We start from the raw sequence: 12623 nt of genomic DNA on the forward strand, positions 1-12623 counted from the left end.
GCTACTTATCTACTCAGTGCCTGTTTTTTACCCTTCCACACTTCTTGTGCGCACCCTGCGCGCCTGACCCGAGGATCTTCATGCAACTTAAGCCAGCTGTTACCGCCCTGGTTACTGCCGTCGCCCTGGCATCGCTGCTCAGCGGATGTAAAAAGGAAGAAGCGGCTCCGCCCGCTCAAACCCCTCAGGTCGGCGTGGTCACTATTCAACCTCAAGCCTTTACCCTGACATCCGAGCTGCCAGGCCGCACCACGGCCTATCGCATTGCCGAGGTTCGCCCTCAGGTCAACGGCATCATTCTCAAGCGTCTGTTCAAGGAAGGGGGCGACGTCAAGGAAGGCCAGCAGCTCTATCAGATCGATCCGTCGGTGTATGACGCCTCCCTGAAAAGCGCCCAGGCCAACCTCGCCCAGACCAAGTCGATTGCCGATCGCTACAAGCAATTGGTCGATGAGCAAGCCGTCAGCCGCCAGGAATACGACACCGCCGTGTCCAACCGCATGACCTCTGAAGCCAATGTGCAAACGGCCCAGATCAACGTGCGCTACACCAAGGTGTTTGCCCCGATCTCCGGGCGTATCGGTCGTTCTTCGGTCACCGAAGGCGCGCTGGTCAGCAACGGCCAGACCGACGCCATGGCAGTGATCCAGCAACTGGACCCGATCTACGTCGACGTCACGCAGTCCTCCGCCGAGATGCTGAAACTGCGTCGCGACCTGGAAAGCGGCCAACTGGAAAAAGCCGGCGAAAACGCGGCCAAGGTCAAGCTGACCCTGGAAGACGGCACCGCCTACGGCGTGGAAGGCAAGCTGGAATTCTCCGAAGTCTCGGTCGACGAAACCACCGGTTCCGTGACCCTGCGTGCCGTGTTCCCGAACCCTGACCACACCCTGCTGCCGGGCATGTTTGTCCACGCGCAGCTGCAAGCCGGTGTGAACAGCAAGGCCATCCTGGCACCACAGCAAGGCGTGACCCGCGACCTGAAGGGCATCCCGACCGCGCTGGTGGTGAACAAGGACAACAAGGTCGAGCAACGTGTACTGGTGGCCAACCGCACTACCGGCGCCTACTGGCTGGTGGAAAAAGGCCTGAACGCCGGTGACCGTGTGATCACCGAAGGCCTGCAATTCATCAAGCCGGGCATCGAAGTCAAGGTCAAGGACGCTGATAACGCCAAACCCGCCGGTTCCGCTGCTGCTCCTGCTGCCGCTGCTGGTCAAGGGGAGTAATTCATGTCGAAATTTTTTATCGACCGTCCCATTTTCGCCTGGGTAATTGCCCTGGTGATCATGCTGGTCGGGGCACTGTCGATCCTGAAGTTGCCCATCAACCAGTACCCGGCCATTGCGCCAACCGCCATTGATATCCAGGTGACCTACCCGGGCGCGTCTGCACAAACCGTGCAGGACACCGTGGTTCAGGTGATCGAACAACAGCTCAACGGTATCGACAACCTGCGTTATGTCGCCTCGGACAGTAACTCCGACGGCAGCATGACCATCACCGCGACGTTCAACCAGGGTACCAACCCGGACATCGCCCAGGTTCAGGTACAGAACAAGCTCAACCTGGCAACCCCGCTGCTGCCACAAGAAGTACAGCAGCAAGGTATCCGCGTTACCAAGTCGGTGAAGAACTTCCTGATGGTGATCGGTCTGGTGTCGGAAGACGGCAGCATGACCAAGGATGACCTCTCCAACTACATCGTTTCCAACATCCAGGACCCGATTTCCCGGACCGCCGGTGTGGGCGACTTCCAGGTGTTCGGTTCCCAGTACGCCATGCGTATCTGGCTCGACCCGGCCAAGCTGAACAACTACCAGCTGACGCCAGTGGATGTCAGCAACGCCATCCAGGCGCAGAACGTCCAGGTGGCCACCGGCCAACTCGGCGGCCTGCCTGCCCTGCCCGGCACTCAGTTGAACGCCACCATCATCGGCAAGACGCGTCTGCAAACCACTGAAGCGTTCGGCAATATCCTGATGAAGGTCAATACCGACGGCTCCCAGGTTCGCCTGGGTGACGTTGCGCGTATCGAACTGGGCGGCCAGAACTACAGCATCAGCGCACAGTTCAACGGCAAGCCGGCTTCCGGTATGGCGATCAAGCTGGCAGCCGGTGCCAACGCACTGGACACCGCCAAGGCGATTCGCGAAACGGTTGCTTCCCTCGAACCGTTCTTCCCGCCTGGCATGAAGGCTGTGGTGCCGTATGACACCACGCCGGTTGTGACCGAATCGATCTCCGGTGTGGTTCACACCCTGGTCGAAGCGATCGTGCTGGTGTTCCTGGTGATGTTCCTGTTCCTGCAGAACTTCCGCGCCACCATCATCACCACCATGACCGTACCGGTGGTATTGCTGGGTACCTTCGGGATCCTCGCTGCGTTCGGCTTCACCATCAACACCCTGACCATGTTCGGCATGATCCTGGCTATCGGCTTGCTGGTGGACGATGCCATCGTTGTGGTGGAGAACGTCGAGCGGGTAATGGCCGAGGAGCACTTGTCGCCCAAGGAGGCGACGGTCAAGTCCATGGGCCAGATCCAGGGGGCCCTGGTGGGTATCGCCCTGGTGTTGTCGGCGGTATTGCTGCCAATGGCGTTCTTCGGTGGTTCCACCGGTGTGATCTACCGCCAGTTCTCCATCACTATCGTTTCGGCGATGGCGCTGTCGGTACTGGTTGCCCTGATCTTCACCCCGGCCTTGTGCGCCACCATGCTCAAGCCGATTGACCCGGAAAAACACGGCCAACCCAAGCGCGGCTTCTTCGGCTGGTTCAACCGTACCTTCGACCGTGGCGTACTGAGCTACGAGCGCGGCGTCGGTAACATGATCAAGCACAAGTTCCCGGCGTTCGTGGTCTATGCCCTGATCCTTGCCGGCATGATCTGGATGTTCACCCGCATTCCAAGCGCGTTCCTCCCGGAGGAAGACCAGGGCGTGATCTTTGCCCAGGTACAAACGCCGGTGGGTTCTTCGGCTGAACGTACGCAGAAAGTCATCGACGATATGCGCGCCTACCTGTTGAACGACAAGGAAGGCGAGCCAGGCGAAGGCAAGGCTGTCAAATCGGTGTTTACCGTGAACGGCTTCAACTTCGCCGGTCGTGGCCAGAGCTCGGGCCTCGCGTTCGTGATGCTCAAGCCGTGGGACGAGCGTGACTCGACCCAGTCGGTATTTGAGGTTGCCAAGCGTGCCCAGGGTTACTTCTTCGGGGCCTTCAAGGACGCCATGGTATTTGCCGTGGTGCCACCGTCGGTACTTGAACTGGGTAACGCCACCGGTTTCGACGTGTTCCTGCAAGACCAGGGCGGCGTCGGCCACCAGAAGTTGATGGATGCGCGTAACCAGTTCCTGGGTGCCGCGGCACAAAGCAAGATCCTGGCGGGCGTGCGCCCCAACGGCGTGAACGATGAGCCGCAGTACGAGCTGACCGTTGACGACGAGAAGGCCAGCGCCCAGGGCATCAGCCTGGCAGACATCCAGCAGACCCTGGCAATCGCCTTGGGTGGCAGCTACATCAACGACTTCATCGACCGTGGTCGTGTGAAGAAGGTGTATGTACAGGGTGACGCCGCCAGCCGGATGTCTCCGGAAGACCTGAGCAAATGGTACGTACGCAGCACGTCCGGGAAGATGGTGCCGCTGTCGGCCATCTCTTCGGGCAAGTGGATCTTCGGTTCGCCGAAACTCTCGCGCTATAACGGTGTAGCGGCGATGGAAATCCTCGGTACCCCGGCACCTGGCTACAGTACCGGTGATGCGATGGCGGAAGTCGAACGCATTGCCAAGGACCTGCCGGCCGGTGTCGGTTACTCGTGGACCGGCCTGTCGTACGAAGAACGCCTCTCCGGCTCCCAGGCACCTGCGCTGTACGCCCTGTCCCTGCTGGTGGTGTTCCTCTGCCTTGCGGCACTGTACGAAAGCTGGTCGATCCCGATTGCGGTGATTCTGGTTGTACCACTGGGTGTGATCGGTGCGTTGATCGCCACCAGCCTGCGGGGACTGTCCAACGACGTGTTCTTCCAGGTGGGCCTCTTGGTGACGGTGGGTCTGGCAGCGAAAAACGCCATCCTGATCGTGGAGTTCGCCAAAGAGCTCCACGAACAGGGTAAAGGCATCGTCGAGTCGGCCATCGAGGCATCCCGCATGCGTCTGCGACCGATCATCATGACGTCCATGGCGTTCATGCTCGGCGTGCTGCCCCTGGCGATTTCCACCGGTGCAGGCTCAGGTAGCCAGCACGCCATCGGTACGGGCGTAATTGGCGGTATGATCACCGCCACGGTCCTCGCGATCTTCTGGGTACCCCTGTTCTTCGCAACCGTGTCCTCCGCTGGCGAGCGTAAAAAGACTGAAACCAAGCAAACTCCTAAAGAGGCTGGCCAATGAGCAAGTCGCTACTTTCCTTAGCGGTCACAGCATTCGTGCTTAGTGGCTGCTCGCTGATCCCGGACTACCAGCGCCCTGAAGCGCCGGTAGCCGCGCAGTTCCCGCAGGGGCCGGCGTATTCGTCGGCCCAGGCGCCTGGCCAGGCCGCTGCCGAGCAAGGCTGGAAGCAGTTTTTCCATGACCCAGCCCTGCAACAGCTGATCCAGACTGCACTGGTGAACAACCGCGACCTGCGTGTCGCGGCCCTGAACATCGACGCGTATGCCGCGCAGTACCAGATCCAGCGTGCCGACCTGTTCCCGGCAATCTCGGCCACGGGCAGCGGCAGCCGCTCGCGTACCCCGGCCAAGCTGTCCCAGACCGGCGAATCGACCATCTCCAGCCAGTATTCGGCTGGCCTCGGGATCAGCTCTTATGAGCTGGACCTGTTCGGCCGCGTCCGCAGCCTGAGCGAACAAGCGCTGCAACAATACTTCGCCACTGAAGAAGCGCGTCGCACGACCCAGATCAGCCTGGTGGCCAGCGTGGCCAATGCCTACCTGACCTGGCAGGCCGACAAGGAACTGCTCAAGCTCACCCAGGACACTCTCGGTGCGTTCGAACAGAGCTACAAGCTCACCTCGCGCAGCAACGAAGTCGGCGTGGCGTCGGCCCTGGACTTGAGCCAGGCCCGTACCTCGGTGGAAAACGCCCGGGTTGCACTGGCGCGTTATACCCGCCAGGTGGCTCAGGACGAAAACAACCTGACCCTGCTGCTGGGTACCGGCCTGCCGGCGAACATCGTCAGCCGGCCATTGGCTGATGACCTGTTGAGCGAAGTACCGGCCGGCCTGCCATCGGACCTGCTGCAACGTCGTCCCGACATCCTGCAGGCCGAGTACAACCTCAAGGCGGCCAACGCCAACATCGGCGCCGCACGGGCGGCGTTCTTCCCGAGCATCAGCCTGACCGCCAGCGCCGGCACCGCAAGCCCGACCCTGGGCGGCCTGTTCAAGGGCGGTTCGGGTACCTGGTCGTTTGCACCGCAGATCAACATCCCGATCTTCAACGCCGGCAGCCTGCGCGCCAGCCTGGATTACTCGAAAATCCAGAAAGAGATCAACGTCGCCAACTACGAGAAAGCGATCCAGACCGGCTTCCAGGAAGTCTCCGACGGCCTCGCCGCCCGTGAGACCTACAAGCAGCAACTGGACGCCCAACGTGGCTTCGTCGCGGCCAACCAGGATTACTACCGCCTGGCCGAGCGTCGCTACCGCATTGGTGTCGACAGCAACCTGACGTTCCTCGATGCCCAGCGCCAACTGTTCAGTGCCCAGCAATCGCTGATCACCGATCGCCTGGCGCAGCTCAACAGCGAGGTCAACCTGTACAAGGCCCTCGGTGGTGGCTGGAACGAACAAACCGCGAAGAACGAACCGTTGAAAGAAGAAGCGCCGCCCTTGAAGTTGTTCTGATAGTGGCGCAGTAAACAAAAACCGCTTCCCTCACAGGGAGCGGTTTTTTTACGCCCCTACTTTGCGTTCGATCATCGCCCACAACCCGCTTTCCCCCACTTTCATCGCCCCCATACTGCCCCGCACCATGGCCGCCACCTGCATAACCCCAATAACAACAGGTCCAACACCATGAGCACTTTCAACCCGCGCCGGCTCTTGCTGGCAACCGCTGTCGCCAGCCTTGCCCTCCCCGTCGTCGCTGAAGAACACGGCTTTCTCGAAGATGCCAGCGCCAACCTCAACCTGCGTAATTTCTTCTTCAATCGCAATTACACCAACCCCACCAAAACCCAGGGCGGCGCGCAGGAGTGGACGCAAAGTTTCATTCTCGACGCCAAGTCGGGCTTTACCCAGGGCACCGTAGGTTTCGGTGTGGATGTACTGGGGCTGTACTCATTGAAGCTTGATGGCGGGCGCGGCACCGGTGGCACCCAGCTGTTGCCGCTGGACCACGACGGCCGCCCTGCGGATGAATTCGGGCGTTTGGGCGTGGCGTTCAAGGCGCGAATTTCGAAGACGGAAGTGAAGGTCGGCGAATGGATGCCGGTGCTGCCAATCCTGCGTTCGGACGATGGCCGCTCGCTCCCGCAAACCCTGCGCGGTGGGCAAATCACCTCCAAAGAAATCGACGGCCTGACCCTGTACGGCGGCCAGTTCCGCGCCAACAGTCCGCGCGACGACAGCAGCATGACCGACATGTCGATGTTCGGGAAAACCGCGTTTACTTCCGACCGTTTCAACTTCCAGGGCGGCGAGTATGCCTTCAACGACAAACGCACCCAGATCGGCGTGTGGAACGCGCAGCTCAAGGACATCTACCGCCAGCAATACCTGAACCTGATCCACAGCCAGCCCGTAGGCGACTGGACCCTGGGCGCCAACCTCGGGTTCTTCTATGGCAAGGACGACGGCAGCGCCCGCGCCGGTGACCTCGACAACAAGACCTGGTCCGGATTGTTCTCGGCCCGATACGGCGGCAACACCTTCTACGTCGGCCTGCAAAAGCTCACCGGCAACAGTGCCTGGATGCGCGTCAACGGCACCAGCGGCGGCACCCTGGCCAACGACAGCTACAACTCCAGCTACGACAATGCCCAGGAAAAATCCTGGCAGGTGCGCCATGACTACAACTTCGCCGCCCTTGGCGTGCCGGGCCTGACACTGATGAACCGCTATATCAGCGGCAGTAACGTACACAGCGGCACGGTGACTGACGGTAAGGAATGGGGACGGGAAACTGAAGTGGCCTACGTTGTGCAGAGCGGAACATTGAAGAACCTCAATGTGCGTCTGCGCAATTCCAGCATGCGCAGGGATTACAACAACAATGAGTTTGATGAAAACCGGTTGATCGTCAGTTACCCGATAAGCCTGCTGTAAAGCCTCGACAGACTTGCTGTATGGTGCGCGCGTGTCATGGATGACCCGCCCCAGCAGCCAACGTCTTTCGAGTCCTCCATGAAACACTTTGCCATCGTATCGGCCGCATTAGCCTTGGCCCTGAGTCTAAGCGGCTGCATCGGCCCGCCCTTGGCGCTGACACCGCAAACCGAACGACGCCTGCAAACCGAAGCGCCGATCCGTTTTTTGCTGACCTTCGACGACGGCCCCAGCGCCTCGGGTTTCATGAACCCCAGCCGCTCGGTGATGGCGGACCTGGCGAACAACCCGATACAACCGGGGATCAAGGCGGTGTTCTTTTTGCAGACCGAGGCGCCCCGCTCCGGCGGCAACCCGCGAGGCCGCAAGACCATGGAACGCGAATACGCGGCGGGTCATATCCTGGGCTTCCACACCGCGACCCCATGGCACAGCAATCATCGCTCGCAGAATCCCGCTGAGCTGGAACACTACCTCAGCCTGGGCTCGTCGACCCTCGAATCCATCACCGGCCAGCCGCCCACGCTGGTACGCCCGCCGTTCTGGAACTACGACAAGCGCACCTTCGCCGCCTATCAGCAGCACGGCATGCATGTGCTGCTCACGGACCTGAGTGCAAACGATGGGGTGATCTGGGTGTTCAATGGCAGCCCCCGCCGGCGGGAAAACCTGATACGCCAACTGTCAGTACTGCGCGAACGCATCGCCCGGGATGAGTTGCCAACGGTGGACGGCGTGATCCCGGTGGTGGTGACCTTCCACGACATCAACCGCTACACCGCCTGGCACTTGAAGGAATACCTGCAAATCCTGATGGACAGCGCGCGCATCAACGGCGTGCCGGTCGCCCAGCAGCCGTTCTATACCGACCGGGCAACCTTGCAGCGAGCCGCCATGGCCCGCACGGTGAAGAGCGCCGACGAAGTGGTGCATCTGCCGGGGGTGTGGAATTGGGTGTGGGACGCTGACGCTCATTAATCACCTGCGTGACAGCAGGTAACATTTGCCCCTGTCCAAGCTCGACCGACAGGGGAACCCACGCTCAACCCGCACCACACACTGGGGTATATTCGCGATGAGATACCCCCATGAACACGCCTTCGCTATTGGTTTCGCCTGCCTTTAATCAACTGTCGACATCGCCCCTGCCAGCGGCTTCCACTGCTCCCTCTGTGCAGGCCCCCGTCGTAGTCACCAGCAAATCATCCCGGTATATCGGTCACGACAGACCCCTGGATTTCATGTATTTCTCTTCCCTTTCCAAGCTCGCCGCGGATCAGAACCCCCTCGACAAAAACGAAAAAAAATACACCAACACCGACATATTGCGTCATGACCAGAATGTGAAGATTTACCAGGAAATCACCTACGTCAGCAAAGGCGGGAAGCCTGTAGGCGCTGCCGGTAACGAATTCATCATCGAGACCGCCAATCACGACGACAAGGTGGTCATCAAAAAAAGTCCGGACAACAATCTGATCGCCATCATCAACAACACGCCCTATCAACTGAACCTGCTTCGTTCCCCTGATGGCAGTGAAACCCAACCACTGCGGATCAGAACCAATGGCGGCAACGATTGCGTGCTGATCGATCCACAGGTTGATAACGATATTCGCATTGAGTTGGGCGCTGGTGACGATTACGCCCAGGCGGGCTCCGGCAATACCCGGCTATACGGCGGTGCAGGTAACGACAGGCTCAAACTCGGGAGCGGCAATGGCATCGCGATGGGCGATGATGGCGATGACCTGCTGATCGCAGGCTCAGGCAACAGCATCCTCAAAGGCAATAACGGCAACGATCGCATGCAGGCAGGCCAAGGCCTCCCTGAGCGCCGCCTGCTCATGGACGGCGGTGATGGCCACGACTTCATGATTGTCACCCGCAATGACACAAACATTCCGGCGGTCATGCACGGAGGCAAAGGTGAAAACCTGATTGTCACTCACGGCCCCGCCACGGTTTATACCGGCCGCGACAAGAACATTGTCAGGTCCGACAACGATGACACCGTTATTTACGCCAAGCCTTCGGACCAGATTCATCGCACCCCAGGTTCCACACTTGTTCACACACAACCCAGTGAGGCGGGTAAAAGTGGCTATATCGTTGAAGGCTCTACCGAGTTCAAACAACAGGTAGAAGACGATATGGAACTGCTGAGAATGTCTATGCAGGGCAAGAAGATGCTCAGTACCGCCGACGCCAAGGCTCAGCAAAACGATGCGCCCGTTCGCATCATTGAGTTTTCTGAGGATAACGGTCGTTACTTTTTCAACAACACGGCTGTTCGCAACCACTTGGCAGCCGGCAATACCCTTGAAACGCTAGAGCCCGCAGCCCGGGGCTACATCACCCATAATCAGCGCGGCGCGGCCGCTACAGGCGGGGAAATACACTACAACCCCTCCTACTCACTGGATGAAGACAGCGCCCCAGTCAACGCCCTCTACCATGAAATGGCCCATGCCTATAACGGTGCCACGGGAACCTTTCTCGAAGGCGATACCGGCATCCCGGAGAACCCCGGCGGCGAACCCAACGCCGAACGGCAAGCTGTAGGCCTGCCTACGGTTGCGCTGCCTTTTGACTTCGACAATCATCGATCAACCGAACCCACGACAACCAATCCCAAGCCCTTTACGGAAAATGCTCTCCGAGAGGAAATGGGACGCCCGTTACGCACCCAGTACACCTAGCAGACGCGTCCTGCGGGGGTTCAATCAGGCTGGATCGCGCGATTCAACCCCCAACTCATCCCACACCGACTCAGCCAAATGAAACGTCGCATTCGCCGCCGGGATCCCGCAATAGATCGCGCTCTGCATCAGCACTTCCTTGATCTCGGCGCGGGTCACGCCGTTGCTCGCGGCGGCGCGCAGGTGCAGCTTCAGCTCTTCGCTGCGGTTCATGCCGATCAGCATGGCGATGGTGATCAGGCTGCGGGTATGCCGCGGCAGGCCCGGGCGGGTCCAGATATCACCCCAGGCGTGGCGGGTGATCATTTCCTGGAACTCGCTGTTGAATTCGGTCAGGGCGTTGAGGCTGCGGTCGACGTGGGCGTCCCCCAGCACTTCACGGCGCACTTGCAGGCCGTCGGCATAACGTTGTTTCTCGTCCACAAAAAGCTCCTCATGCAACGTTGACGACAGGCACATAACCTGTGGCGATACTCAGCGGGCTAACAGAAATTCCAGCACACGGTCGCTGAACGCCGCGCCGGCCTGTACGTTGGACAGGTGCGCGGCGTAGAACTCGGCGTACTCGGCGCCCTTCACATGTTCCTGGATAAAGTGCCCACCAGACGGCGGCGTGACCGCGTCTTCGCTGCCGGCAATCACCAGGGTCGGCACCTTGATGGACGACAGTTGCTCACGGAAATCCGCATCGCGCACAGCCGCGCAGTTTGCGGCATAACCTTGGGGATTGGTCGCTGCCAGCATGTCGGTGATCAGCTTGGCCTGGTCAGGATGAGCCTCGGCAAAGTCGGCGGTGAACCAGCGGGCAATCGACGCGTCACGCAGGGCAACCATCGCTGCCGCACCGTCGCGCAGGACCATCTCGATGCGCGGGTTCCAGATCTCGGGCGTGCCGATTTTGGCTGCGGTGTTGCACACCACCAACCGATGCAAACGCTCACCCGCATGGATGCCCAGCCACTGGCCGATCAGGCCGCCCATGGACAACCCGCAGAAATGCGCGCGTTCGATTTCCAGCGCATCCAGCAGCGCCAATACGTCACGGCCCAATTGCTCGATGCTGTAAGGGCCTTCGGTGACCAGGGATTTGCCGTGGCCTCGGGTGTCGAAACGCAGCACCCGGAAGTATTTCGTGAACGCCTCGATCTGGATATCCCACATGTGCAGGTCGGTGCCCAGGGAGTTGGACAGCACCAACACCGGTGCGTCTTCGGGGCCATCGAGTTGGTAGTTCAGTTCGCCATCGGCGAGTTGTACAAATCCCACAGCAGCCTCCTCAGGCAGTCAAAGCAAAATGTTCGGCCACGGCCCGGGTAACCCAGGTGTGTGCCTGGCCCAGGTAGTGCGCCGGGTCCAGCAGGCGATCGAGTTCGGCCGGCGAAAGCTCGGCAGTCACCTGGGGTTCTTCCCCCAGCACCGCCCGCAGGTGGCGCCCATCGGCGACGGCGCGTTTGCAGCACTGTTCCAGCAGATGGTGCGCAGTTTCGCGGCCCAGGCGCTGGGCGAGGACGATGCTGACCGCTTCAGCCAATACCAGGCCTTGGGTCAAGTCCAGATTCTGGGCCATGCGCCCTGGGTCGACTTCCAGCCCTTCACTCACCAGCAGCGCCTGATGCAATGCACCGGATACCAGCCGGCAAATTTCCGGCAAGGTTTCCCATTCGGCATGCCACAAGCCCAGGCTGCGTTCGTGCTCCTGGGGCATGGCGCTGAACATCGTCGCCACCAGGCCCGGCACGCGGGTGGCGGCGCTGATCAGCACGGCCGCGCCCACCGGGTTGCGCTTGTGGGGCATGGTCGAAGAGCCGCCCTTGCCGGGGGCTGAGGGTTCGAACACTTCCGCCGCTTCGGTCTGCATCAGCAGGCTGATGTCGCGGCCCAGTTTGCCGAGACTACCGGCGATCAGGCCAAGCACCGAGGCAAACTCCACCAGACGATCGCGCTGGGTGTGCCAAGGTTGCTCCGGCAGGCCCAGCTGCAACTCGGCCGCCAAGGCTTGCGCCACCGGCATCGCCTGTTCGCCAAGGGCTGCCAGGGTTCCGGAAGCACCGCCAAATTGCAGCACCAGCAAACGCGGCTTGAGCTCACTCAGGCGCTGCCGACTTCGGGTGACTGCGCCGAGCCAGCCGGCGATTTTCATGCCCAGGGTGACCGGCGTCGCATGTTGCAGCCACGTCCGGCCAGCTAAAGGAGTTGTCCCATAGCGCTGAGCCTGGGCGGCAAGAATGTCACCCAACCGCGCCAGATCGTGTTCGATCAACTCGACAGCGCTGCGCAGTTGCAGCACCAGGCCGGTGTCCATCACATCCTGACTGGTAGCGCCCAGATGCACATAACGTTCCGCGCCGGCATCTTCGCTGGCGATCAATTTGCCGAGGGCCTTGACCAACGGAATCGCCGAATTGCCCGCCGTGGCAATCGCCTCGCCGAGGGCATCCACGTCGTAAAGAGAAGCCAGGCAGGCCTGGGCAATCGGTGCGACGGCCGCTTGCGGGATCAACCCGACCTGAGCCTCGGCCCGGGCCAGTGCCGCTTCGAAATCCAGCATGCCCTGCAAGCGCCCTTGGTCGCAGAACACTTCGGCCATGCTGTTGGCGGTGAAGTAGGCGTCGAACAGTTGGTTGCTCGTGCGCATCGTCATAAAACATCCC

General features: G+C 60.6%; 9 protein-coding genes. 6 read left to right on the forward strand and 3 right to left on the reverse strand.

What is annotated here, in order from left to right; all coding sequences use genetic code 11:
• The first annotated feature begins 80 nt into the window (after positions 1 to 80).
• The 6 genes from BLU46_RS09420 (at position 81) to BLU46_RS09445 (ending at position 9972) form a co-directional block, all read left to right on the forward strand.
• Positions 81 to 1229 (forward strand): efflux RND transporter periplasmic adaptor subunit, encoded by a 1149-nt coding sequence (locus tag BLU46_RS09420; RefSeq protein WP_003219800.1) that lies wholly within the window; start codon positions 81 to 83, stop codon positions 1227 to 1229.
• Positions 1230 to 1232: 3 nt separating this feature from the next.
• The gene (locus BLU46_RS09425; RefSeq protein WP_063032776.1) at positions 1233 to 4394 is read left to right on the forward strand and encodes an efflux RND transporter permease subunit; all 3162 of its coding nucleotides are present in this window, start codon (positions 1233 to 1235) and stop codon (positions 4392 to 4394) included.
• Positions 4391 to 5848 (forward strand): AdeC/AdeK/OprM family multidrug efflux complex outer membrane factor, encoded by a 1458-nt coding sequence (gene adeC, locus BLU46_RS09430; protein ID WP_093200936.1) that lies wholly within the window; start codon positions 4391 to 4393, stop codon positions 5846 to 5848. Before BLU46_RS09425 ends, adeC begins: the two co-directional genes overlap by 4 nt.
• Before the next feature lie 171 nt (positions 5849 to 6019).
• On the forward strand, positions 6020 to 7270 hold the full coding sequence (locus BLU46_RS09435) for an OprD family porin (protein WP_093200941.1): 1251 nt from the start codon (positions 6020 to 6022) through the stop codon (positions 7268 to 7270).
• A 78-nt stretch (positions 7271 to 7348) separates the two neighbouring features.
• Positions 7349 to 8248 (forward strand): polysaccharide deacetylase family protein, encoded by a 900-nt coding sequence (locus BLU46_RS09440; protein ID WP_063032782.1) that lies wholly within the window; start codon positions 7349 to 7351, stop codon positions 8246 to 8248.
• A gap of 110 nt (positions 8249 to 8358) precedes the next feature.
• Complete coding sequence (locus BLU46_RS09445) at positions 8359 to 9972, forward strand: M91 family zinc metallopeptidase (protein ID WP_231988885.1); 1614 nt, start codon at positions 8359 to 8361, stop codon at positions 9970 to 9972.
• Positions 9973 to 9996: 24 nt separating this feature from the next.
• Here BLU46_RS09445 and pcaC read toward each other — a convergent pair whose 3' ends face one another.
• From pcaC to BLU46_RS09460, 3 genes are read right to left on the reverse strand one after another with little or no spacing between them, the layout of a single operon-like run.
• Positions 9997 to 10395, reverse strand: coding sequence for a 4-carboxymuconolactone decarboxylase (gene pcaC / locus BLU46_RS09450; RefSeq protein ID WP_017479335.1), 399 nt, complete (start codon positions 10393 to 10395; stop codon positions 9997 to 9999).
• A 51-nt stretch (positions 10396 to 10446) separates the two neighbouring features.
• Positions 10447 to 11238 (reverse strand): 3-oxoadipate enol-lactonase, encoded by a 792-nt coding sequence (pcaD, locus tag BLU46_RS09455; RefSeq protein WP_093200945.1) that lies wholly within the window; start codon positions 11236 to 11238, stop codon positions 10447 to 10449.
• Positions 11239 to 11248: 10 nt separating this feature from the next.
• Entirely contained in the window at positions 11249 to 12613 is a 1365-nt protein-coding gene (locus tag BLU46_RS09460; RefSeq protein WP_063032786.1) for a 3-carboxy-cis,cis-muconate cycloisomerase, read from the reverse strand.
• Positions 12614 to 12623 lie beyond the last annotated feature (10 nt).

The organism is Pseudomonas yamanorum (genome assembly GCF_900105735.1).
In the GTDB taxonomy this organism is placed as follows: Bacteria; Pseudomonadota; Gammaproteobacteria; order Pseudomonadales; family Pseudomonadaceae; genus Aquipseudomonas; species Aquipseudomonas yamanorum.